Origin of the sequence: Neobacillus sp. YIM B06451 (assembly GCF_032667185.1) — a bacterium.
Taxonomy (GTDB): Bacteria; Bacillota; Bacilli; order Bacillales; family Cytobacillaceae; genus Bacillus_D.
The window spans coordinates 1-23,637 of the sequence record NZ_JAVFKJ010000024.1 but is presented as its reverse complement, the minus strand read 5'-3'; the positions used below and the strand labels follow the sequence as shown (position 1 = coordinate 23,637).

22 protein-coding genes, 2 tRNA genes and 1 riboswitch are annotated in these 23,637 nt (G+C 45.3%); of the genes, 6 read left to right on the top strand and 18 right to left on the bottom strand.

Annotated elements, in window-relative coordinates:
- Nucleotides 1–9 precede the first annotated feature (9 nt).
- The 7 genes from RB160_RS23300 to RB160_RS23270 form a co-directional block, all read right to left on the bottom strand.
- Nucleotides 10–984 (bottom strand): LacI family DNA-binding transcriptional regulator, encoded by a 975-nt coding sequence (locus RB160_RS23300; RefSeq protein ID WP_316572844.1) that lies wholly within the window; start codon nt 982–984, stop codon nt 10–12.
- Nucleotides 985–1,118: 134 nt separating this feature from the next.
- The gene (locus RB160_RS23295; protein WP_316572843.1) at nt 1,119–2,078 is read right to left on the bottom strand and encodes an ABC transporter permease; all 960 of its coding nucleotides are present in this window, start codon (nt 2,076–2,078) and stop codon (nt 1,119–1,121) included.
- A complete protein-coding gene (locus RB160_RS23290) occupies nt 2,078–3,229 on the bottom strand; it encodes an ABC transporter permease (RefSeq protein WP_316572842.1) in 1,152 nt (383 codons plus the stop codon). The genes RB160_RS23295 and RB160_RS23290 overlap by 1 nt, the downstream gene beginning before the upstream one ends.
- Nucleotides 3,222–4,754: an ABC transporter ATP-binding protein gene (locus RB160_RS23285; RefSeq protein WP_316572841.1), complete on the bottom strand. Its 1,533-nt coding sequence runs from the start codon at nt 4,752–4,754 to the stop codon at nt 3,222–3,224. Before RB160_RS23285 ends, RB160_RS23290 begins: the two co-directional genes overlap by 8 nt.
- A 107-nt stretch (nt 4,755–4,861) precedes the next feature.
- Nucleotides 4,862–6,013 (bottom strand): BMP family lipoprotein, encoded by a 1,152-nt coding sequence (locus RB160_RS23280; protein ID WP_316572840.1) that lies wholly within the window; start codon nt 6,011–6,013, stop codon nt 4,862–4,864.
- 132 nt (nt 6,014–6,145) lie between these two features.
- A riboswitch (purine riboswitch) is annotated at nt 6,146–6,247 on the bottom strand.
- Between the two features lie 86 nt (nt 6,248–6,333).
- A complete protein-coding gene (locus tag RB160_RS23275) occupies nt 6,334–7,602 on the bottom strand; it encodes a mechanosensitive ion channel family protein (protein ID WP_316572839.1) in 1,269 nt (422 codons plus the stop codon).
- A gap of 247 nt (nt 7,603–7,849) precedes the next feature.
- Nucleotides 7,850–8,260: a YhcN/YlaJ family sporulation lipoprotein gene (locus RB160_RS23270; RefSeq protein ID WP_316572838.1), complete on the bottom strand. Its 411-nt coding sequence runs from the start codon at nt 8,258–8,260 to the stop codon at nt 7,850–7,852.
- 388 nt (nt 8,261–8,648) lie between these two features.
- On the opposite strand from RB160_RS23270, the gene RB160_RS23265 reads away from it, so the two are divergent.
- The 3 genes from RB160_RS23265 to RB160_RS23255 are packed head-to-tail and all read left to right on the top strand — an operon-like array spanning nt 8,649 to nt 12,717.
- Nucleotides 8,649–11,021, top strand: coding sequence for a beta-glucosidase (locus RB160_RS23265; protein ID WP_316572837.1), 2,373 nt, complete (start codon nt 8,649–8,651; stop codon nt 11,019–11,021).
- Nucleotides 11,022–11,057: 36 nt separating this feature from the next.
- On the top strand, nt 11,058–11,195 hold the full coding sequence (locus tag RB160_RS23260) for a hypothetical protein (protein WP_316572836.1): 138 nt from the start codon (nt 11,058–11,060) through the stop codon (nt 11,193–11,195).
- A 16-nt stretch (nt 11,196–11,211) separates the two neighbouring features.
- Nucleotides 11,212–12,717, top strand: coding sequence for a right-handed parallel beta-helix repeat-containing protein (locus RB160_RS23255; protein WP_316572873.1), 1,506 nt, complete (start codon nt 11,212–11,214; stop codon nt 12,715–12,717).
- A gap of 399 nt (nt 12,718–13,116) precedes the next feature.
- Here the strand turns inward: RB160_RS23255 and groL are convergent, their stop codons facing one another.
- Nucleotides 13,117–14,745, bottom strand: a complete 1,629-nt coding sequence (groL, locus tag RB160_RS23250) for a chaperonin GroEL (RefSeq protein ID WP_316572835.1) — start codon at nt 14,743–14,745, stop codon at nt 13,117–13,119.
- 57 nt (nt 14,746–14,802) lie between these two features.
- Nucleotides 14,803–15,090, bottom strand: coding sequence for a co-chaperone GroES (gene groES, locus RB160_RS23245; protein WP_115454113.1), 288 nt, complete (start codon nt 15,088–15,090; stop codon nt 14,803–14,805).
- A 255-nt stretch (nt 15,091–15,345) separates the two neighbouring features.
- Here groES and RB160_RS23240 point away from each other — a divergent pair, with 255 nt between their 5' ends.
- Together RB160_RS23240 and RB160_RS23235 are read left to right on the top strand one after the other, a co-directional pair.
- On the top strand, nt 15,346–16,080 hold the full coding sequence (locus RB160_RS23240) for a CPBP family intramembrane glutamic endopeptidase (RefSeq protein WP_316572834.1): 735 nt from the start codon (nt 15,346–15,348) through the stop codon (nt 16,078–16,080).
- A complete protein-coding gene (locus RB160_RS23235) occupies nt 16,077–16,277 on the top strand; it encodes a YdiK family protein (protein WP_316572833.1) in 201 nt (66 codons plus the stop codon). Before RB160_RS23240 ends, RB160_RS23235 begins: the two co-directional genes overlap by 4 nt.
- A 13-nt stretch (nt 16,278–16,290) precedes the next feature.
- On the opposite strand, the gene RB160_RS23230 is transcribed toward RB160_RS23235, so the two are convergent.
- From RB160_RS23230 to RB160_RS23220, 3 genes are all read right to left on the bottom strand, one after another.
- Nucleotides 16,291–16,965 (bottom strand): redox-sensing transcriptional repressor Rex, encoded by a 675-nt coding sequence (locus tag RB160_RS23230; protein WP_316572872.1) that lies wholly within the window; start codon nt 16,963–16,965, stop codon nt 16,291–16,293.
- 61 nt (nt 16,966–17,026) lie between these two features.
- Complete coding sequence (gene moaC / locus RB160_RS23225) at nt 17,027–17,521, bottom strand: cyclic pyranopterin monophosphate synthase MoaC (protein ID WP_316572832.1); 495 nt, start codon at nt 17,519–17,521, stop codon at nt 17,027–17,029.
- A 110-nt stretch (nt 17,522–17,631) separates the two neighbouring features.
- Nucleotides 17,632–17,829 carry a hypothetical protein gene (locus RB160_RS23220; RefSeq protein WP_316572831.1) on the bottom strand — a complete coding sequence of 66 codons (198 nt, stop codon included), beginning with the start codon at nt 17,827–17,829 and terminating at the stop codon, nt 17,632–17,634.
- A 52-nt stretch (nt 17,830–17,881) separates the two neighbouring features.
- Here RB160_RS23220 and RB160_RS23215 point away from each other — a divergent pair, with 52 nt between their 5' ends.
- On the top strand, nt 17,882–19,795 hold the full coding sequence (locus RB160_RS23215) for an ABC-F family ATP-binding cassette domain-containing protein (protein WP_316572830.1): 1,914 nt from the start codon (nt 17,882–17,884) through the stop codon (nt 19,793–19,795).
- Nucleotides 19,796–20,012: 217 nt separating this feature from the next.
- Here the strand turns inward: RB160_RS23215 and tsaD are convergent, their stop codons facing one another.
- The 6 genes from tsaD to RB160_RS23185 form a co-directional block, all read right to left on the bottom strand.
- Nucleotides 20,013–21,035, bottom strand: a complete 1,023-nt coding sequence (gene tsaD, locus RB160_RS23210; RefSeq protein ID WP_316572829.1) for a tRNA (adenosine(37)-N6)-threonylcarbamoyltransferase complex transferase subunit TsaD — start codon at nt 21,033–21,035, stop codon at nt 20,013–20,015.
- Nucleotides 21,032–21,502 (bottom strand): ribosomal protein S18-alanine N-acetyltransferase, encoded by a 471-nt coding sequence (gene rimI / locus RB160_RS23205; protein ID WP_316572828.1) that lies wholly within the window; start codon nt 21,500–21,502, stop codon nt 21,032–21,034. Before rimI ends, tsaD begins: the two co-directional genes overlap by 4 nt.
- Nucleotides 21,495–22,196 carry a tRNA (adenosine(37)-N6)-threonylcarbamoyltransferase complex dimerization subunit type 1 TsaB gene (tsaB, locus tag RB160_RS23200; RefSeq protein WP_316572827.1) on the bottom strand — a complete coding sequence of 234 codons (702 nt, stop codon included), beginning with the start codon at nt 22,194–22,196 and terminating at the stop codon, nt 21,495–21,497. The genes rimI and tsaB overlap by 8 nt, the downstream gene beginning before the upstream one ends.
- Nucleotides 22,177–22,653, bottom strand: coding sequence for a tRNA (adenosine(37)-N6)-threonylcarbamoyltransferase complex ATPase subunit type 1 TsaE (tsaE, locus tag RB160_RS23195; RefSeq protein WP_396954771.1), 477 nt, complete (start codon nt 22,651–22,653; stop codon nt 22,177–22,179). The genes tsaB and tsaE overlap by 20 nt, the downstream gene beginning before the upstream one ends.
- 740 nt (nt 22,654–23,393) lie before the next feature.
- Nucleotides 23,394–23,470 (bottom strand) — tRNA-Asp (locus RB160_RS23190).
- Between the two features lie 3 nt (nt 23,471–23,473).
- Nucleotides 23,474–23,547, bottom strand: a tRNA-Met gene (locus tag RB160_RS23185).
- Between the last annotated feature and the right edge of the window lie 90 nt (nt 23,548–23,637).

Here is a 23,637-nt window from a genome sequence, read left to right as displayed (position 1 = left end):
TAACTCGCTCTATGTTGATTGCCTTTCAATCAGCTGGACAGGCAATTTATAAAAGTGCTCCATGTCAGGCTGCTGTTCGATTATTTTTACAAGAGTGGCCGCCGCCAACTCACCAAGCTCATAAATCGGCTGGGCGACCGTTGTCAGTTCAGGTGTCGTTGACTCTGAGAGCATAATACCGTCAAACCCCACAACCGCAATATCTTCAGGAACCTTTTTGCCAAGTTTGTGGATTGCCTTAATCGCTCCTATCGCGCTCAGGTCATTCCCCGCAAAGATTGCATCAATTTCCGGGTGCATCATTAGGAGCCGGAGCGTCGATTCGATGGACGTTTTCATATCATAATTGCCCTCTGCGATATAGCTCTCCTCAAACCACGGCTCATGCCCCACCTCTTCAAGATACCCGGCGCAGCGTTCAACTGCATTGGGAATATGCATCGGCCCGCGCAAATGGGCAACCCGCTTCCGCCCTTTTTTCTTCAAAAAGCTGACAGCCATGTTGGCGCCTTCCTTATTTTCGACCATAATGCTCGGCAGTTCTTTGCTGATTTCCCGGTCAATGCTAACCAGCGGGATATTGTACTTTTTCACCTGGGTGGCGCTAAGCGTATTGGATACGACAATCATCCCATCAATGTATTTTTGCATCATCATTTCAAGGTAGCTCTGCTCTTTCTCCTTCCTTTCATCCGTATTGCACAAGATCACCGTGTAGCCGAGCCGGGACAGTGTATCCTCAACCGCCCGCGCGAGTTCCGGGAAGAAGGGGTTCACAATATCCGGGACAAGGAGGCCAATTGTTTTGGACGTTTTTTTAAAAAGGCTCCGCGCTACCGCATTCGGCCGGTAATCCAGCTCGTCAATCGCCTTTTGCACCCTTTTCCGGGCATCCTCGCTCACATATCCTTTATCATTCAGCACCCGGGACACAGTCGCAACCGACACTCCCGCATGTTTCGCAACTTCTTTAATAGACGCCATTTTATCACTTCCATTTTTGTGTAACCGATTACACAAAGTTTACATTTACTTAGAAATGAAGTCAATTCAATACTATCAGGACAAAAAGGCCTCCGCCACTCTGAATGAATGGAGGCAGGCCTTTTACGTTTTATCTATCTCTTTCCTTTGTCATAAATTTCACCTAATGCTCTCGGAGCGCGATTTGATTTTGAGAAAAAGATTAATAACAATAACGTTAATACATACGGTAAAATCATGAACAAATCGGTATAACTGCTTGGCAATGCCATTGACTGGGCAATAAAGGATCCCCCGGATTTTGCAAAACCAAATAAAAGGCAAGCGGCTAATGTAGGGAGAATCCTCCAATTGCCGAAAATTAAAGCAGCAATCGCCAAGAATCCATAACCCATATAAATATTGGATGAAAAATTGGCCGAAATTGAATAAGCGAAACACATACCGCCCAGCCCTGATAATAGACCGGATATTAGAACCGCGGAAAACCTGATTCTCGCTACATCAACACCCGCCGCATCTACCGCATGAGGATTTTCCCCGCTCGCTCTTAGGCGCATGCCGAATTTTGTTTTATATAAAAGATACCATGCAAAAAAGGCGATTACGATGATAATCACTTGGAACGGATACACATTCGTAAAGAAAGCGCCAATCACTGGTATATCGGCTAAACCTTCAATCGTAAACCGCTCGGATACACCTAATCGAAACTTATCTGAAGCAGATCCGAATACAAGGGCATTTATTTGTGTCGTTAAGAAAGTCGTTAGTGCCAACGCCAAAATATTAATCACAACGCCACTAATTACTTGATTTGCCTTAAATTTAATACTTAGTACAGCATGAATAACGGAAAACATCATCCCGCCTATCATCGAAAACACAAGTGCGACGTAAACGAGGCCTTCAATATTTGTGCCAGATGCATTCGCGATTAAAACAGCTGACAGCGCTCCGATGAATGCCCCGAAACCCTGAAAACCTTCAAGCGCCAGATTGGTAACACCGCTCTTTTCACTATATATTCCGCCTATTGCAATGATAAAAAGAGGCAGAGCAAAGGATAATCCATCAATAATTATTGTATTCATTAGGATTCAATCTCCTTTCGTTCTACTTCTTTTTCCTTTAGGCGCCTTACTTTCTGCTTCAAGTATTCGCCACAAGCACTTACCAATAGGATTAATCCGATGATAACAGAAGCAATTTCTTGTCTAATTCCAGACTGTGAACTCATATATGTGCTTCCCTGATCAATAACGGATACTAAAAAGGATGAAAAAATAACACCAATTGGATGGGAGTTTCCTAATAGTGATACCGCGATGGAATCAAAACCGATACTTGATAAAACTTTTGGCTGTATGGAAGAAAAATAACCTAAATAATACGTCACACCCGCAAGGCCAGCCAAACCTCCCGACATACCCATCGCTAGGACTGTATTTCTTCCAACATTCATGCCTGCATATTTTGCTGCATTACGGTTGGATCCTACCGCTTTAATTTCAAACCCAACTACTGTTTTGTCCATGACAAATTTTAATAAAATAGCTGTAATGATTGCTAAAATAAATCCTAATGGAATATCCATTTTCAAGTTGGCCAGCTCGACATTTACTAACGTTAACCTTGCTGCCTCCCCAATATATTTTGATTGCCTTGAAACAGGATCAATATAATACATGTGAATAAAAAAGCTTATGACATATTGGGCAATATAATTTAACATAATCGTCGATACGACTTCATGAATGTTGAATCTATATTTTAGCCACCCTACTAATCCTCCCATTAGTCCACCGGCGATAAATCCGATTAGCAAAACAAGCGGCTTTGCAATTATTGCATCCAAACCACTGTAACCAACTAGAATTGTCGCCAAAAAACCAGAGACGAGCATTTGCCCGGAAACCCCAATATTAAATAAACCCGCTTTTAAAGCAACCGCAACTGCAAGGCTAGCAAAGACTAGTGGTGTCATCGCATTTAGCAAGCTTAAAAAATCAGTTGCGATGCCCTTATAGCCAGCGTAGGAAGGTTTCGGTAATATGCCGGATCCTTGGAGTAAGTTGTAAAAAGCCTGCATGGGATTTTTGCCCATTAAAAGGATAACAAGTGCCGCAGCAATAAAACTTATTAGGATGGAGACAACTGGAATCGAGATAGGCTGCCATTTCTCATTACTTAATGGCCGAATAAGACTATATCGTAAGTTTTTTCTATTACTATCTTTACTCATGCTTCGCCCCCATCATATATTCACCAATTTCATTCGCCGTTACTGATCCACTGCCGGCAATTTTTTGAAGTTGGCCATTATATATAACTCCAATCGTATCCGCTACATTCATAATTTCATCTAACTCCAATGACACAAGTAAGATCGCTTTTCCCCGATCTCGTTCCTGAATCATCATTTTATGAATATTTTCAATCGCACCAATATCTACTCCGCGTGTTGGCTGAACAAAAATCATCAGCGGCGATTGCAATTCGATTTCGCGTGCTATAATTGCTTTTTGCTGATTTCCGCCACTCATCGAACGGACTTGCGTTTTTGTACCTTGTCCACTTCTAATATCATATTTATCAATCAGCTTACCGCCGAATTGCTCAATTTCATCTTCATCCAAAATCCCCTTACGAGAAAAGGGCTTTCTATAGTACTGCTTTAATGCCAAGTTAGTAGATAAATCAAAATCCAATACGAGCCCAAAGCTTTGTCGATCCTCAGGAATATAAGATATTCCGGTTTCGGTTCTGTTTCGAATGCTTTCATTCGTAATATCCTTACCTTGGAGGAATACTTTTCCGCCACTAACACTAGTTAATCCAGCAATGGCATCCGCTATTTCAACCTGGCCGTTATCAGCGACTCCAGCTATAGCAAATATTTCGCCGCTATGGATGGTAAAGGACACGTCTTTTACTACTTCAAATCCATCTTCATTTTTAACAGTTAAATTTTCTACCTTCAATACTTCCTCTTTAAATACAGCAGGAGTTTTATCAGATTCAAAATTCACTTCCCGTCCGACCATGAGCCGGGCCATATGCCTGGTAGATGTTTCTTTCACATCCAATACATCCACTAATTTACCTTTGTTCATTACAGCACAGCGGTCGGCAACTTTCTTTATTTCCTCAAGCTTATGTGTAATTAAGATGATTGTTTTTCCAGCATCTCGTAAACCTTCAATAATATTGAGCAAGAAGTCAATTTCTTGTGGCGTTAAGACCGCAGTTGGTTCATCAAAAATAAGGATTTCAGCCTCACGATACAGCACTTTTAAAATTTCTACACGCTGCTGCATGGAAACAGTAAGATCAGCTATTTTTTTCGTGGGATCGACTTCTAAACCAAAGTTTTTAGACAGTTGTTCAATTTTTCGATTCGTATTGCGAATATCCACGTATGGAAAAAGACCCGCAAATTTATTGGTCGGCTCGACTCCTAAAATAATATTTTCTGTAACCGTATAATCAGAGACTAATTTAAAATGCTGATGGACCATTCCTATATTAAGTTTTGCGGCATGATTGGGTGAACTAATGTGTACCTTCTCACCGCGGATATAAATTTCTCCTTCATCCGGTTCGTACATGCCACTTAGAATACTCATTAGAGTTGATTTACCTGCGCCATTTTCTCCAAGCAGGGCAAATATTTCCCCTTTTTTAATGCCAATCGATACATTATCATTTGCCACTATTCCCGGAAAACGTTTGGTTATATGTTTCATTTCTACAATATAATCAGACATCTTTCGTCTCCTTTTTTAGGAAAAATAAGAAGTTCATCATTCCCTGGCTGTTCTTTCACCAGGAAATGATAAACTTCTACTATTTCAGAATGTGTTTCTATTGAACGTTATAACCCTGGAAACTTTTCTGGAGTATGGCCATTAAAATTAGATGCAGGTACGATTGTACCGTCTTGTACTAACTTGTAAGCTTCATTCAGTTTAGCAAGTGTATCCTCTGATAATTGGTGGCGGCCTTCTTCACTAATAAACCCAGTTGAATCTGTATCTGCATGAAGAACAACATTTCCACCTTTAAAGCTTCCATCAACAACAGAATTTAATGTCTTTTCAATATTCATAGCCATGAATTTTACCGCAGATGTTAAAATGATATTTTCAGAGCCATTTTTACCGTCATCAAATTGGTCAACATCGACACCAATTACTTTCACGTCACCTTTGGCTTCCTTAACTGCTGTGAAAACACCATTGCCAGTACCACCAGCGGCTACAAAGATGATATCTACCCCTTGTTTGATTAGCGCATTTCCAATCACTTTTCCAGTTGCTTCATCGGCAAAAGATCCTGCATAGTTACCGCCAACATCCTTACCTTCTACATCAGTCCCTGCATAACCGGATAATTCAACAAGTTCAACATTTTTTCCATAAACCTTATTAGCGTAGTGTACACCCGATTCAAAGCCAAATTGATAGTTTACATTTGAAGGATAAGCGACACCATTTACAACCGCCACTTTGTTTGTCTTTGTTTCAAGTGCTGCAGCCAATCCCGCAAAGAAACCACTTTCTTGTTCAGCGAAATTCATCGCATAGATATTATCAAATTCGGTTTGCCCATCTACAGGAGCTGGCTGAGTGTCATTTAAAATAAAGATTTTATCCGGGTTTTCTACAGCTAGGCTAGAAACCCCAGCAAATTGGAACCCAGGCGTTACAATTACATCATAATCTGCCACAATATCAGCAACAGCCTGTACAGCAGCGGCAGGATCACCTGTTTCTTCTTTAATCGCCTTCACTGTTGCATCTGGATGCTTGTCAATAAAACTCAAAATACCGTTATAGTTATCTTCATTAAAGCTGCCATCATCAACGCCTGAAGGGCTTGTTACAATGGCAATTTTCAACCCGTCTTTATCTGTTCCAGCCTTAGCTTCCTTTTTGTCGGCTGCGTTATTTCCGCACGCTGCCATTACAACAGTTAGTAAAGCAATGAATAATACCACTGCTAGTTTCTTTGTGCCTTTTGTCATTAAAATGACCCTCCCTGTTTTTCTTGGTGAATGATTGTTTGTGTAAAAATTAAAAAAAGCACCGAGTGAAATACCGGTGCTTGACATCAGGAAGGTAGATAAAGGAAATAAAAACAGACAGATTTATCTCCGTTATTCTATACACAACCTCGTAGTCAAGCTATTTACGGCAGCTTGGTAGAAACTTTCGGGCCATATCCCCAATATTATACGAGAATAATATTTAATTTTTACTCACTCATAGTATCATCAGACATTCCAACTGTCAATATGGAATTGTATTTTTTATACAGTAGGAGTTGTTTCCATATAATTATATTTCAATAGCTTCTTTTACCATTTAAGGCTTTATTGCTAAATTCCTCTGCCATATTTCTTACATCAGCCCCAGATGGATTCTGGAATACTCTAAGGCCAAACTCTGGTGCAACCGCAAATAAATGGTCAAAGATATCAGCTTGTACAGTTTCATATACTGCCCACTGTACGGAATTCGTAAAAGCATAAATTTCGAGAGGCAGTCCGTATTCACTAGGTGCGAGCTGTCTAACCATTAACGTCATATTCTGATTGATTCCAGGGTGGTTCTTCAGATAATTGCTGATATATGCCCTAAAAACACCGATATTGGTCAGGGCCCTCCCATTCACAGGATTGTTCCGGTCAATTTGATTCTTGACATTGTACTCCGTAATTTCCCTTTCCTTTTGGACAATATAGTTTGATAGGTAATGAACCTTCATAAACTTCTTGATCATTTGTTCGTTGCAAAACGTAATACTACTAGTATCAATATACAAGGAGCGCTTGATACGTCGGCCGCCCGAACTTTGCATCCCTCTCCAGTTGATAAATGAATCGGAAATAAGGGCATAGCTTGGTATCATCGTAATCGTTTTATCAAAGTTTTGAACCTGCACGGTATTTAAGGAAATATCAATAACATCACCGTCTGCTCCATACTTCGGCATTTCAATCCAGTCACCAACCCGAACCATATCATTGGCCGTTAACTGAATTCCTGCCACCAGCCCTAATAACGAATCTTTAAATACTAACATCAGCACTGCCGAGAGAGCACCAATACCACTTAATAGAATAAGAGGACTCTTCCCAATTAGGTTCGCGATCACTGATATGATCCCTATAGTCATGATAATAATATTAACCACCTGAAGATATCCCTTAATCGGCTTAACCTTGGATATTTCAAAGGTTTGATAAATATCATTAAGTGCATTAATTAAGCTTTGAATGACCGCTAACCCTACAATAATGATATAGGTAATCGCCAATTTTTCGATCGTTGGCTCATAGGTCGGAAAGGTTGAAGCAAACGAATAAATGATGATTGCAGGAACAATGTGGGATAACTTTCGAAAAACCTGTCTCTCCAAAATGATCTTACCCCACTTGACCTTGGAGTTTGTAACGATACGAGTAATGATTGTGATCACAATTTTCTTTGAAAAAAAATTGGCCGCGATACAGATAACCCCGATTATCAGAATCTTGATTATAATCGCAAGAGGTTTTACTAATTTAGGATCCAGTTCCATATTCAAAAGTAGATTATTAACGAATTGCATGTGTTTTCCTCCGTGTAAAAAATGAAAAAAAAAGAAGCTTCCCATAAGTTGGCTCAACTTATGAGAAGCCTCTATTATAATCCTCTTTGTTAACAAAATGTTAGCAAAACACTCTTTCATTACTTTATTTAGTCACTAAAAACACCCCAAAAGAGCAGATTTAACTCTAAGATTTGGGGTGCAGTACACTTTTAGGTGTGTCGGTAATACGCGATGTGTATCATTTCCAAATTCTTCAAATGACCCTTCAATTAGATGTCCACTGGCTGTCATTCGATAAATCATTCATTCGATCATTGGGGTTAACTGAGGCATCGGGGTTAACTGAGATATATACATTTTCAATATCAGGGTCAATTGATTTTGCTAAATCCGCTATTTTCTGTGCAACGTCCTTGGAAAGATTCTTATTGTTATTTTTGAGCTGTGCAGTTACATAAGCATTATTATTTTTTATAGTAACATTCGACTGGTCAACTTCATTCATTGAAACAATTTTATCCTCAATTTGGTCTGCAACCTTCATCCCTTGTGTATCATTGTTAACATTATTTATATTAGTACGTCCATTGTTATCATTCGAGCCACCATTATTAACACCACAGGCTGAAAGGACCAAAGCTGTTAATGCAACTGAAACTAAAGCTATTCGTTTCATAAAAACCCTCCTTTGTTTTACACTTTTTTATATTGCCATAATGTATTCGTCAATATACATGTGATTTTCCTATACAAAAGGGAAGAAATATTAAGGAAAAACAGGGGAATTCTGTGAAGGAAGTTCCTACTTTTTTATTTGGAAAGAAATATAAATTCAATGATCACTTTTCACCCATAAACGCTGATATATCAATGTTTATGGGTGTTTTTTGTTTTCCGAAAATACGTTAGAAAACGAAATGAATGGATTTTGTTTTCCATTTCATTTTTTAATTTTAGAAATGGAGATGTTTAACGAATTATTTCAAAACTAAAAGACATTATAGATAGAAAGGGAAAAATTTCAAAACTAACGCACTACATACAACAGTAAGGGAGATAGTAAGATGATAAAACGAACGATTACAATTTTTTTGACAGCAATACTCTTCATGTCTACGGTCGTAATTCCTACTTTTGCGGAGAAAGGTGGAACACAAGGGAACAAGCCCTGGATGAACACCAAGCTCTCTGCTGAGAAGCGCACCGAGCTGCTTCTCGATGCGATGACGATCGAACAGAAGATGCAGCAAATCGTCATCTCGCGCTTCAATGAGAACAACACCGGTGAGACGATCGTCATCAACAGGCGAGGTACCAGCAAGTATATGAACGGAGTATTCGAACCCCAGGGCACTTTGCCCGGATGTGAGTGGCAGGACACCGGCCGGCAAATCCGTGGAATCGATGAACTTGGTATCCCCACAATCCGCATGACCAACGGTGGTACGGGTGTGAAGGGCGGATCGTGTCACAATGACCCATTGGCGACGGGCCTGCCGTCCACTCTGGCCATGGCTGCGACTTTCAACCGTAAGCTAAACAATGAGGCCGGTCGGATCCTTGGAAAGGAGACCCGGGCCTTTGCACATCACGTGATGCTCGGGCCGGGCATGAACCTCGTGCGTCATCCGTACAATGGCCGGAACTATGAGTACTTCAGTGAGGACCCATACCTCACTGGTACACTAGCGACCCAGCAGGTCAAGGGAATTGAGTCCCAGGGGGTGCAGGCCCAGCTTAAGCATCTAGCAGGCAACGAGCAGGAAACTGAGCGATGGACGATGGGGGTACAGGTTCCCTCACGTGCCATGAACGAACTGTATATGCTGCCCTTCGAGATGGTCGTTAAGGATGCGAATCCAGCCTCTGTGATGTGCTCGTTCCCAGATGTTAATGGCACCTTTGCCTGTGACAGCCCTGAACTGCTTCAAGATGCTTTACGAAGAAACTGGGGCTTCAACGGTTATGTCATGAGTGACCGTCGCGCAATTCATAACACGGTCTCCGCTATTAAGGCGGGAATGAATGTCGAGCTCGACTGGGCACCGCAGTACTACACCCAGGAGAAAATCAAGAAGGCCCTTGATTCGGGTCAGGTCACCGAGAACGACATCGACAATCTGCTTCGTCCACGGTACATCAAGATGATTGAATTCGGCCATATGGATAAGCCTTTCAACAAGTTCATGCCGGAGATCGTCGATGCGAAGGCCAATGGTGCGAGCGCTAGGAGGATGGCCGAGGAAGGGGCCGTGCTGTTGAAGAACGATAACGGCTTCCTGCCACTGGATGGTAAACCGAAGTCGATCGCGCTGATCGGCGCCGAGTGGTTCGCCGGTATAGCCAAGATGTCCCCGCGCTCTATTCGGGCCGACAATGAGAACGTCAAAACCCCTTACACGGTCACCCCACGGCAGGGGTTGGAAAACGTTATTAAGGAGCTGGGGTACAACACCAAAGTGACGTACAACGATGGCCGTGACCCGCAGGCTGCTGCCAAACTTGCCTCACAGTCTGACATCGTGCTGCTCATGGTCGGTGACAACCCGCATGAAACTGCGGACCGCGATACTCTTGGCTTCCCGACTATCATTCAGGTGAAGCAGGAGCCGCTGATCGATGCGGTCCTGAAGGCAAACGCGAAGAACACTGCTGTGATCCTGAAGACCTCTGGCACGGTGCTCATGCCGTGGCTGGATCAGGTTCCTGCCGTACTCGAGGCGTGGTTCCCGGGCATGGAAGATGGCAATGCTGTCGCCAATCTGCTCTACGGGAAGGTCAATCCTTCCGGAAAGCTGCCTATGACGTTTGGTGCTAAAGCTCGAGAGGCCGCTTTCGCAACCGAGAAGCAGTACCCGGGAACTCGTCAAGACACCGGCAAGATTGGTGGCCCAGGCCCGTACGGCAACGGATCCAAACAGTTGATTGCCCAGTACACCGAAGGCCTGCAGATGGGTTACCGCTGGTACGAGGCCAACAATGTAAAGCCCGTCTTTCCTTTCGGATACGGTCTATCGTACACGACCTTCAAGTATGACGCCCTCAAGGTGAAGAGGGTTCGCGGCAACAAGGGCTCGTTGGCCGGTCTTGACGTGACTTTTACCATCACGAACACTGGTAAGGTTGCTGGTAAAGAAGCAGCCCAGGTCTACTTAACCCTTCCGAATGAGACGGGTGAGCCGGCCAAACGGCTTGTCAACTTTGAGAAGGTCGACCTTAAGCCAGGTGAGAGCAAGAGTGTGACACTAAGGATCAACCAAGCAGACTCCAACCACCCGTTCTCCTATTTCATTCCGAAAGAACCAGACAACTTGGCGAACTGGGCTGATGGCGAGTGGGCAACGGTTGACGGAAAGTACCGCGTACATGTCGGTGGTTCATCGGCTGACACTCCGCTTGAAAAGGACATTCCGTTGAACTTCAAACTCAACAAGTAACGGAAATGGCAACAATAAGGGCAAGGGGAAATCTAAGTGATAGGCCTCTGGTCATGGGATGATGCGGTCGTCCTACAGAGGTCGACGAAACATCCCAAAGGCGGTGAGCGAGGAGGCTCACCGCTTTTCTCCTTGTCTCCATGGGCGACGAGAGGGCTGAAAAATTTCCAGTAAGGATGTGAGATGTTTGATGAAGAAATCAGTTCGGAACAGCCGGAGAGGTTTGGCGAATTCGTGGGGGGTGGCTCTTGGCCTGGTGGTCCTCTTGACCTCATGCATCGTGGAGGAACCTGACAAGCAAGTCGAGAGCAATGAAACTGGGAAACCAGCCCAGTCCGAGCGCGGCGACTGGCAGGTCCCTGGCTTGGTGGACCGGTCTGGCAAGCCAATCAAGGTGCCGACGCCTGGTCGAACCACAGGCAGGACTCTGGATGTCACGCACTTCGGGGCAGATCCGGATCCGGACTCAAAAGATGACGCAGCAGCCATTAGAAAGGCCCTGGACGCGGCCGAACCGGGTGACGAGGTCTTGTTGCCGGCCGGGATGTATGACCTGCGCACCACCGATCCGGCCGACGAGTCGGCGAACATCGTGCTACGCAGCGGCGTGGACCTGCGGGGAGAGGGGCGGGAGAGAACCGTGCTGCTGACCTCCTTCGACGGTGAGGATGACAGCCGGGTGATCCGCGGCTCCGGTGTCCACGACGTCATCATCGCTGATTTCACCATTACCTCCCGTTATAAGGGACCACTCGGCGATGACCCCGAGAACGGCGATGCAGGTGGAGGTCCTATGTTTGGGATCTACCTGGGAGCCAACGAAGGGAAGGCCAGCTCCCGGATCCTTGTGGAGAACCTGGGCATTCGCAGGTTCAAGCGACACGGAATCTCCGTCAAGGCCAGCCGTGAAGTGACCCTTAGGGGAAACTCTGTAAGCGAAGCAACTGCCGTTGGCCCCGGGGGACAGGGATATGGAATCGCTATCGAGGGCTCAGCCGATCAGCACGACCCAAATGCCGCCAACGATTCCAGGCATAACATCGTCATCGGCAATACCTTCGATGGCAGGCATTTGCGGCATGCCATTCTGCTGCAGTTCCCTACGCACAACAATCTCGTGGCGGAGAACACCATCACCGGCAGCATCCTCGATGCCATCGACCTGCATGGCGAGGGTGAATACCTGAACGAGGTCCGAGATAATACGGTCGTTGGCGGGCAGAAGGCGGGCATCGCGCTCGGGAATTCCGGCGGGGCTAAGAACAAGCATGATGCCTCAGGTCCTGGAAACTGGGTGCACTCCAACGAATTGATTGGAAACCGTCAGGGAATCCTCGTCATTCTGGGAACTCCTGATACCCTTATAGAGGACAACAGGATCACCGCTGGAGATGATTCGCGGGTCGGTATCGAGGTCCGAAATGCGCCAGGCACAAAGATACACGGTAACTACATCACTGGAGGGACTGACAAGTTCTCGGCCATCCGCCTCATCAAGGACCGCGGTGCTGACGGACGGGGCAAAGGAATCCCGTCAGGCATCAGGATCAAGGGCAACGTCATTCGACAGGCGGCCAATGGCATCAGGATTGATGCCGGGAAGAATCTTTGTATAAGGGAAAACGTTTTCGACGGCATTGAGGGAGACGAGTTGAGGGTGGCCGGCGGGATAGAGGTGAGCAAGTCTTGTCCCTAATCGACAAAAAGTTTAACAGTTGTGGCATCTCCCAGTGGCATCAATGGGGTCATGAAATTAAAAATAAGATGTTCATTACTAAGTATTAATTGAGTTAAAAACTTCCCACAAAGGTTACTCTATAATCTGGCCCTTAAATGGAAAAAGAGCGCTGATCCTTATTCAAGGATTGCGCCCTTTTCATGAATTCTAGATTTCGAAACAATATTATTAACGAACCTTCTTATAATATGGAAGAAAAGGCCTCCCAACAGTTTAGCAAACTGATGAAAGACCTTCTCCTATAGTTAGCTTTTTGTCGTAGGTTTCCATGTTTTTTATAAAACGAGGACAAATCCGAGGACAAGAAAAGCATATTATCATTTTAGACGTTGATATAACAAGGTTCCAAAACCCTAATTACATCATGCCGCCCATTCCGCCCATGCCCATGTCAGGCATGCCGCCACCTTTGTTTTCCTCAGGCTTGTCGGCAACAACTGCTTCAGTTGTCAGGAACATAGCCGCAACGGATGCAGCGTTTTGAAGCGCGGAACGTGTAACCTTTGTTGGGTCAACGATACCAGCATCAATCATGTTCACCCATTCGCCAGTAGCAGCGTTGAAACCAGTGCCGATTTCTTCACGCTTCAGGCGGTCAACGATGACAGAGCCTTCGAGGCCTGCGTTTTGCGCAATTGTGCGAACAGGCTCTTCCATAGCGCGAAGTACGATGTTCACACCTGTTTGCTCGTCGCCTTCAACCTGGATTTCAGCCACTTTGTTGTAAACGTTCAAGAGGGCGACGCCACCGCCGGAAACGATTCCTTCTTCAACAGCAGCACGTGTTGAGTTCAGGGCGTCTTCGATACGAAGCTTGCGCTCTTTCAATTCTGTTTCAGTTGCAGCGCCGACCTTGATGACAGCTACGCCGCCAGCCAATTTCGCAAGGCGCTCCTGCAGCTTTTCACGGTCGAACTCGGAAGTTGTTTCTTCAAGCTGAACGCGGATTTGGTTTACTCGCCCAGCGATTGCAGCTGAGTCTCCAGCGCCTTCAACAATTGTTGTGTTCTCTTTGGAAACAACAACCTTGGAAGCACGGCCAAGAGATTGGATTGTTGCGGATTTAAGGTCACGGCCAAGCTCTTCTGTGATAACTTCGGCGCCAGTAAGGGCAGCGATGTCTTCAAGCATAGCTTTGCGGCGGTCACCGAAGCCAGGAGCCTTAACAGCAACAGCGTTGAATGTACCACGAAGCTTATTAACTACCAATGTAGCAAGTGCTTCACCTTCAACATCTTCAGCAATCAGCAATAGCGGTTTGCCTTGCTGGACAACCTGCTCAAGGACAGGAAGGATTTCCTGAATGCTGGAAATTTTCTTGTCAGTAATCAGGATATACGGATTATCAAGTACAGCTTCCATCTTATCGGAATCTGTAACCATGTATGGAGATGCATATCCGCGGTCGAATTGCATACCTTCTACTACATCAAGTTCGGTAGCGAAACCTTTTGATTCTTCAATCGTAATAACACCATCGTTGCCAACGCGCTCCATTGCTTCAGCGATCAATTGGCCGACTTCTGGGTTGTCAGCGGAAATCGCCGCAACCTGGGCGATGGATTCTTTTCCTTCGATTGGCTTGGAAATTGCCTTCAATTCTTCAACGGCAACCTTTGTCGCTTTTTCAATGCCCCTGCGGAGGACCATTGGGTTGGCGCCTGCGGTTACGTTTTTAAGGCCTTCACGGATCATTGCTTGCGCAAGGACAGTCGCAGTTGTTGTACCGTCACCGGCAACATCGTTTGTTTTGCTTGCCACTTCGGCAACAAGCTTGGCACCCATGTTTTCGAATGCGTCTTCAAGCTCGATTTCTTTCGCGATTGTAACACCGTCATTTGTGATAAGCGGTGAACCGAATTTTTTCTCAAGAACAACGTTGCGCCCTTTTGGCCCAAGCGTAACTTTAACAGCATTTGCAAGAGCATCTACACCGCGAAGCATTGAGCGGCGCGCGTCTTCACTGAACTTAATGTCTTTTGCCATAGTTCAAAAACCTCCTCAAGTCAGATAAAATTAGGTATGTGCCCTGAGTTCAGGCAATTATTCGCCGATGACGGCGTGAATATCGCTTTCACGAAGGATTAGGTATTCAGTTCCCTGGTACTTCACTTCTGTGCCGGCATATTTTGAGAAGATGATACGGTCGCCGACAGATACTTCCGGAGCTACACGCTCGCCGCTATCGAGAACACGGCCGGAACCTACTGCTACAACTTTGCCCTCCTGCGGCTTTTCCTTTGCAGTGTCAGGCAAAACAATGCCGCTTGCAGTCTTTTCTTCAGACTCGACAAGCTCAATGATAATGCGATCGCCAAGTGGTCTTAACAATTCAAACAACCTCCTCAAAGGGTTTTATGTAGTCGCTTATTAGCACTCTGTTCAGGTGAGTGCTAACACAATTATTATAATAATGAAAACCGGTTTTTTTTGCAAGCACGAACCATCATTTTTTTTAAAAAAAATCAACCTTATGAGTATGTCCGCTTTGGCTAAGGCTATACAGGAAGGTTTCCTGATTGAAATAAGTTTGCCTTTGTGAGTAGAATGAAAAGTGATGCAAAAAGTATAAAGGAGCTTGCCATTTTGAAACGTGAATACGGTTGGATTCTTATTGTATATATCGTCATGCAGCTATCGAGCCTGGTAGGGGTCCCCCTTTTGGCAATCGTCCTTGCCGGTGCGGGGAACAGTCCCCAGGAAACGCAGATGTATGCCTTAAATTACTGGCTGATAATCAGCTTTGTGTCGGCATTCCTCATTACGTTGTTTCTCCTACGAAAAGAAATGGCCAGCTCGCTTCAAAACAGGAACGCGGCCAATTTGCCACAGTCCATCTCATGGGCCGTCGGCGGAATTTTCCTCGCCCTTTTCGCGCAATGGGCCGCTGCCATAGTGGAGCAAATGCTTGGGATTAAAATGGGTTCGGATAACACCCGTTCAATCATGCGGATGATTGACAATTTTCCCGCGGTTATTCTCATCAGTTCGGTCATCGGCCCCATCCTTGAGGAAATCGTGTTCCGAAAAATCATTTTTGGCAGCCTTCACAAGCGGTTTAATTTCTTTGTTTCCGCATTGATCAGTTCCGTTATCTTCGCAGCCGCGCACATGGAATTTGAACATATCCTGATTTACTCGGCAATTGGATTCACATTTGCTTTCCTTTATGTCCGGACAAACCGGATCATTGTTCCGATCATTGCGCACGTCACAATGAATACACTCGTTGTTTTGATGCAGAGTATTTACCGTGAGGAAATTGAGAAATTCCTGCGTGAAGCAGAACAGATGCAAAACTTTATCGGAGGGTTTTTATGAGGCAATCACCATTGTTTTCCGGCATCGTGTACCTCTTGCTCGGAATTTTGTTTACGTATTTCGCAGTTGGGAGCGTAAGGGACGAAGGCTGGGGATTCTTTTCCTATCTCCTCGTTATTTTGGCCACCTTTGATTTCGGGGCGGGCATAAGGATGATAAGTCTACATTACAAGCTAAAACGAATCCAAAAAAAGTGAGCCCCTTTTAGGCTCACTTTTTTGCTTCTTCTGCTTCTTCGGAAAAGTCCACTCCCGGGTAATTTTTCAGGAAGTAAATCAAGGACTGCAATTCCACCGCCAGGTCGATATGATGGACCCGGATGGAGCGCGGGACATTCAGCCTCGCAGGCGTGAAGTTTAAAATCCCTTTCACATTTGTTTTAACAAGCCTGTCTGTAATCGGCTGGGCAACGGAAGCAGGTATGGTCAAAATCGCTACCGTAACATTGTCATTGTTCAGGTACGCTTCAAGATCATCCAGGCTGTGGATTGGGACGTTGCCAATTTTCGTCCCCACTTTATCGGGATCAACGTCAAAGGCTACTTCTATTTTTGTATTATTGTTTTTCAGGAAATTGTAGTTCAAAAAGGCAGTCCCGAGGTTTCCGACCCCGATAAGAGCAACCTTTGTAAGTTCATCCTGGTCAAGCGTCTTCCGAAAGAACCCAAGCAGGTAGTTTACGTTATAGCCATAGCCCTTTTTGCCAAGGGCTCCAAAATAGGAAAAATCCCTTCGGATTGTCGCCGAATCGACTTTAACCGCTTCGCTAAGTTCCGCTGATGAAACCCTCTGCTTTCCGGAGGAATGCAAATTCTTTAAAAACCTGTAATATAACGGCAGCCTTTTGGCGGTTGCCTGCGGTATTTTCATTGTTTCACTCACCATTGATCCCCTGCCCCGGTTTAATTTTTCTCGCAGGCCCCTGGCCATTCGCGGGAAATCTTGTTTACTGGACCTCTTGTTCTCGTTTAAAATCGCCATGCTTGCCGCCTGTCTTTTCAACAAGATAGGTTGGCCCGATTACCATTCCTTTGTCAACGGCTTTGCACATATCGTATATGGTCAATGCACAGACGGAAGCTGCAGTTAGCGCTTCCATTTCCACGCCAGTATTTCCTTTCGTCTTAACTGAAGCTGAAATCATCAGCTTATGGCCTGCTTCTTCCTCTTCCCACCTGAAAGCGATGTCTACCCCTGTCAGCGGGATGGGGTGGCACATTGGGATTATTTCCCATGTTTTCTTTGCTGCCATGACAGCGGCTACCTGGGCCACCGCCAGCACATCACCCTTTTTCATCTTATTATTCGTTATTCTTTCATAAATGTCTCGATTTACCGTTATGCTTGAACGGGCGATCGCCGTCCTGGCTGTTTCCGGCTTATCGCTGACATCAACCATTTTTGCTCTGCCTTCTTCATTGAAATGCGTAAATTCAGCCATCCTAAAAACTCCTTTCCCAAAAACGGAACATCCTGGCGGATCGACCCCGTTTTCCCGAATGGGAACCTGGCCGTTTTTTTAACCTTTTCCCTATAGTTCAGTTCATTGAGTTATAAAAATAATACACTATTTTCAGGTAATTGTGTATGCTCTTTGTTCCATGTTTCACATATGTTCCATTGTTTTTTAGCTTTTAATGAGATTAAGCCCCATTTTTTTAAAAAAATTGTCATATTTAACTCCTTTTCCCCTAGCATATGTGCTTTAACCCTCAGCAGAAAACCATTCCTCGAGGATGGCTCACTCATTGCCGAGCAACCCCTTATGGGTTACACTCTAAATAGTAATGGGGTGAAAAGAATGATTTTGCTTCAAGTGAACAACCTTGAAAAATATTACGGCGCTGAATTAATTTTATCGAACATAAAGCTCGAACTCCAAAACAGGGACCGCGTTGCCCTAGTCGGCAGGAATGGCGCTGGGAAATCGACGCTCCTCAAAATAATCGCCGGCCATATCGGACATGATGGCGGCGAAATCATTAAACCGAAAGATGTTACCATCGGTTATCTCGCGCAAAATACGGGCCTCGAATCATCCTTGTCGATTTGGGATGAAATGTTGAAGGTTTTCGAGCCAGTCCGTAAGCTTGAGGCTTCGTTAAGGGAACTGGAAGGACAAATGGCGGACCCGTCTATTATCGGCGATTCCAGTAAATATGAAAGAGTTTTAAAGGACTATGACGAACTGCAGGTCCGATTCAAGGAGATGGGAGGGTACCAGTATGAGGCGGATATCCGGTCCGTGCTCCATGGACTCAACTTCCAAACCTTTGATTATTCAACTAGTATATCAAGCCTGAGCGGCGGCCAGAAAACACGCCTGGCGCTCGGGAAACTGCTGCTAGGGAAACCCGACATCCTTATATTGGACGAGCCTACGAACCACCTTGATATTGAAACACTTTCATGGCTTGAATTGTACTTGCAAAATTATCATGGCGCAATTCTCATTGTTTCCCATGACCGATACTTCCTCGATAAGGTCGTCAATCAGGTATACGAACTGTCCCGCAGGCAAATCCACCGGTTTGTTGGCAACTACAGTTCCTACCTTGTTCAAAAGGCTGAAAACTATGAACGTGATATGAAGCAGTTCGAAAAGCAGCAGGATGAGGTGGCTAAACTCCAGGACTTCATCCAGCGGAATCTTGCCAGGGCCTCAACGACAAAACGCGCCCAAAGCAGGAGGAAAAAGCTTGAGAAGATGGAGCTGATGGACCGGCCCTCGGGAGATGAAAAATCCGCAACCTTTTCTTTTGAAATCGAGCGGCAAAGCGGCAATGACGTTTTGCGCGTTGATGCGCTTGCCATCGGATATGAGGATCCAGTCGCCGAGGACCTTTCCTTTTCCATCACCAAGGGAGACAGCATCGCGCTTGTCGGACCTAACGGAATTGGGAAATCAACCTTGCTCAAAACGATTATAAAAAGCCTTCCGGCACATGCGGGCTCAATCCATTACGGGACAAACGTCATGATAGGCTATTACGACCAGGAACAAGCCAACCTACGTTCGAATAAGAGGGTTTTGAATGAACTTTGGGACGATTACCCTCTGAAAACCGAAAAAGAAATCCGAACAGTTCTCGGAAACTTCCTTTTTTCCGGAGACGATGTCCTCAAGCCCGTTTCCACTTTAAGCGGCGGTGAAAAGGCGCGCCTCGCCCTGGCCAAGCTGATGCTGCAAAAGGCGAATTTCCTTATCCTCGACGAACCGACCAACCACCTTGACCTTGATAGTAAGGAGGTTCTCGAAAATGCGCTTATCGATTACCCCGGTACCATCTTGTTCGTCTCACATGACCGTTATTTTATCAACAGGATCGCAACAAAGGTTCTGGAACTGAATACGGATGGCTGTGTGGAATATCTGGGCGATTATGATTATTTTCTCGAAAAGAAACAGGAAATGGCTGAGCTTTTAGCGATGGAAAAGGCATCTGCATCGGTTGCTGAAACTCCCGCCGCCAAAAATACGTTCCAGCAGGATAAGGAATCCAAGAAACTTGAGCGGCAGCGAAAACGGAAGCTGGAAGAGATTGAAGCCAGAATTGAAGAACTCGAAGCGCTTATTGAAGAAAATGAATCGCTTCTTTGTAATCCAGAGGTTTATCAGGACCACGAAAGGGTACTTGTTATTAACACTGAAAATGATAAAGCCCGCCAGGAACTAGACCAGTTAATGGAACAATGGGCGGAACTTGCTGAATAAAGCGCAGGGCTTCCCTGCGCTTTTCCACATTTTTATACACAATAAAATTGCTGTTATATCAGTTATCAACGGACTTATCCACTTTATCCACAGAAGCCGTCATTTTTATCCACATTATCAACAGGAACACCCGTGCTTATCCACAAACCGGTGAGTGGGAGAAAATTTTTTATCCACAACAAAAAGGGCTGCGAAATATTCTCGCTGCCCAACACCGTCAATTGTATTTTTCAATATCAAGGCCCGGGTTTGCATTTAAAGCCAGGCTTCCCCGAATGCCTTTTTCAAACATAACGCTCCCCGCGGCCGCAATCATGGCTGCATTGTCCGTGCAAAGCGACAATGGTGGAATGACAAGCTCTATCCCTTCACTTTTGCCAAACGCATCCTCAAGAGCCTTCCTCAGCCCCTTATTGGCCGCCACGCCTCCGGCAAGCAGTACCTGCCCAACACCATATTCCTTCGCAGCCCGGATTGTTTTTTCAACAAGAACCTCAATGACACTTTCCTGGAAGCTGGCTGCCAGGTCTTCAGGTGCGATTGACTCTCCACGCTGTTCTGCATTATGAACAGTATTGATAACGGCCGATTTTAAACCGCTGAAGCTAAAATCATACGAACCTTCTTCAAGCCATGCACGCGGCAACGGAATGACAGCTGTGCCTTCATGGGCCAGCCGGTCAATATGAGGCCCTCCAGGATAAGGCATATTCAGGACTCTGGCCACTTTGTCGTAAGCCTCGCCTGCTGCGTCATCCCTCGTCTCTCCGATTACTTCAAAATGCCCATGGTCTTTCATATAAACAAGCTCGGTATGCCCGCCGGATACAACCAGGGCCAAAAGCGGGAATGTCATTTCCGTCAACAGCCTGTTCGCGTAAATGTGGCCCGCAATATGATGGACAGGAACAAGCGGCTTTTGGTGGGCAAAAGCGAGTGCCTTGGCCGCATTTACACCAATCAGCAGAGCGCCGACAAGTCCAGGGCCTTCTGTAACAGCGATGGCATTGATGTCTTCCATCTTCACTTCTGCCTGTTTAAGAGCCTCTTCAAGGACGATTGTTATTTCTTCTACATGGTGGCGAGAAGCAATTTCAGGCACGACCCCACCGAAACGCTTATGGCTCTCAATTTGAGAAGCTACAACATTCGCGGCGATTTCCCGGCCATTCCTTACGATTGCTATCGCTGTCTCGTCACAGCTTGTCTCAATTCCCAAGATCAATTGATCTTTACTCATAATTTCACCCACATAACGATTCCGTCTTCCTGGTTGTCGGTATAGTATTTTTTCCTTATACCGCCTTCCTGAAAACCCATTTTCTTGTATAATGATCTGGCTGGCGTGTTGGATACTCGAACTTCAAGGGTTGCAGTCTCCGCGCCACTCTCCCTTGCCACATCAAGCACCTTTTTCAAGAGAGCTTCGCCTAGCTTCCTGCCCCGGTATTGAGGTAAGACTGCTATATTGGTGATATGCGCCTCATCCAGCACAACCCAAGCCCCGCCATAGCCAATGATTTTGCCCTCATCTTCAAGGACAATATACACAGCGTATTGATTGTGGTGCAATTCATTGTAAAATGCCTCCCTGCTCCAGGGCAGAGTAAATGATTCCTGTTCGACAATCATGATTTGGTCGATATCTTCTTCCCGCATAAACCGGAACGTAAATAATCCATTGCTGTCGGCCGTGTGGTTACTCATGCGATCCGCCCCTTGATTCAAGCCATTTTGCTTCCGCTTCCGCCAGTCGAATATAATTAGGGACAAACGAATGGACGTCGGCATAAGGTTTACTTTTACCAAGAAGCGCTAGTTCGGACGGACGCGGATTTCTTTCGGTTGGGGCTGAAATAACTGCCTTTTCACCCATTTTACTAGTGATTGCTTCTAAATGCATGGAAACATCGTTACCGACAAACAAGGTTTTCTCCCGTAACCCAGCGAGGTTGTCCGCCCATTCACTCATCAAAACAAGGCGGTCGGATTCGACTACTCCCAATTGGCCGTTTTCAAATTTATATAGCCCTGTATATACCTGGCCTCTGCGGGCATCAAAAACAGGGGCAATATAGCCATTGAAATACCGCCCAGCCATCGCAAGCACCTCAAGGCTGGACACCCCGGAAAGCGGGATACCGAGTGTCCACGCCAATGTTTTGGCGATCGTCACGCCTATCCTCACCCCTGTATAGGAACCTGGCCCCTCGGCAACGACAATTTTATTTAAATCGGCTGGCCTCAATTCAGCTTCCTTCATAGCGGAATCGATGGCAGGCATGATCCTGACCGAATGGTTCCGCTTCACATTTGTGATGTATTCCGCGACGACTTTATCCCCGTCGACAACAGCAACGCCAAGCGGATAATTGGACGTATCAATTGCCAAGATCTTCATAAAAAAACTCCTCACATAATCTCTCGTATCTGAAACCCTTTGGCTTAAAAAGGATTCTCCTTCCGCCATTCGGTTCATGATTTAGCTGAATCTCCAGCCGGTTTTCGGGCAGCTGATCCCTTATTAAGTGTGCCCATTCTACAACTGTAACCCCCTCGCCTTCGAAATACTCATCAAAACCGAGGTCCTCGCTCTCATTCGTAACCCTGTAAACATCCATATGATACAATGGCAGCCTGCCATGATATTCCTTAATGATTGTAAACGTCGGGCTGTTGACCATCCTCTTTATTCCAAGCCCTTGGGCAAGACCCTTGGTGAATGTCGTTTTTCCCGCACCAAGATCGCCTTCCAATGTTATAACATCGCCCGGCTCCAGCATGCCCCCCAGCCTTTTGGCCAAACTAACTGTCTCCTCCATGGAGGAAGATTTATATTCAAATACAAGTGGTTCCATTCGATCACCTTTTAAAGGAATGTGTTTTGTAAATCTGTATATGCAACTACGTAGTTAATTCTGGTGGAAACACAGGATTCTTTTCGAAGAATTTTTTTGGGAAATCCCAGAGTTGTTTCCAATACTCTGCTTTCATCGGACGTTTCAGGTAAAACCCGGAATCTGTCCAATATCTTAGAAAAACCCTTAGGAAGGCTCCTAAGGATTTTGTCTACATTATGTAGTTTACATGATTTTTGGAGAATGGGCAAAAGTGCCTTGGAATGGAGAGTTATCCATAGGATACTTTCATTCAGGTATTTTCCTGCACTTGGCAAGGTTTATAGTAATTCCTATTATTCATTTCGCTAACCTGAGTGTCTTCACGGATTAGTGACAACCGAACCGAATTATACCCCTTCGTTGTCACGCAAATGGGGGTTGAGTGACATCCTAACCCGGTTTTGCCTCTTCAATGTCACGCAAATAGAGGTTGAGTGACATCCTAACCGAGTTTTGCCCTTTCAATGTCACGTAAGTGGGGATTGAGTGACATCCTAACCCGGTTTTCACATTTAATTGTCACTAACAGATATGATAATGAAATAAAAATTATCCAAAATGCTTACTTGGGTTATTCTCTCCAAAAAAAAGAAATGACCACAGCCAATGACCGTGGTCTACACAAATTTTATACTTTTACATATAAAAAAAGACGAAACCTGGTTTCGTTTTTTTCATAAAAAACTATGAAACTAAAATGGCGGTCCGGACGGGACTCGAACCCGCGACCTCCTGCGTGACAGGCAGGCATTCTAACCAACTGAACTACCGGACCATATTGCGGGGGCAGGATTTGAACCTGCGACCTTCGGGTTATGAGCCCGACGAGCTACCGGACTGCTCCACCCCGCGACGATAAAAAAGTATTGTGTTTCTATATACCAAAAAATATAAGGTATAGCCCGGCAGCGTCCTACTCTCACAGGGGCAAGGCCCCAACTA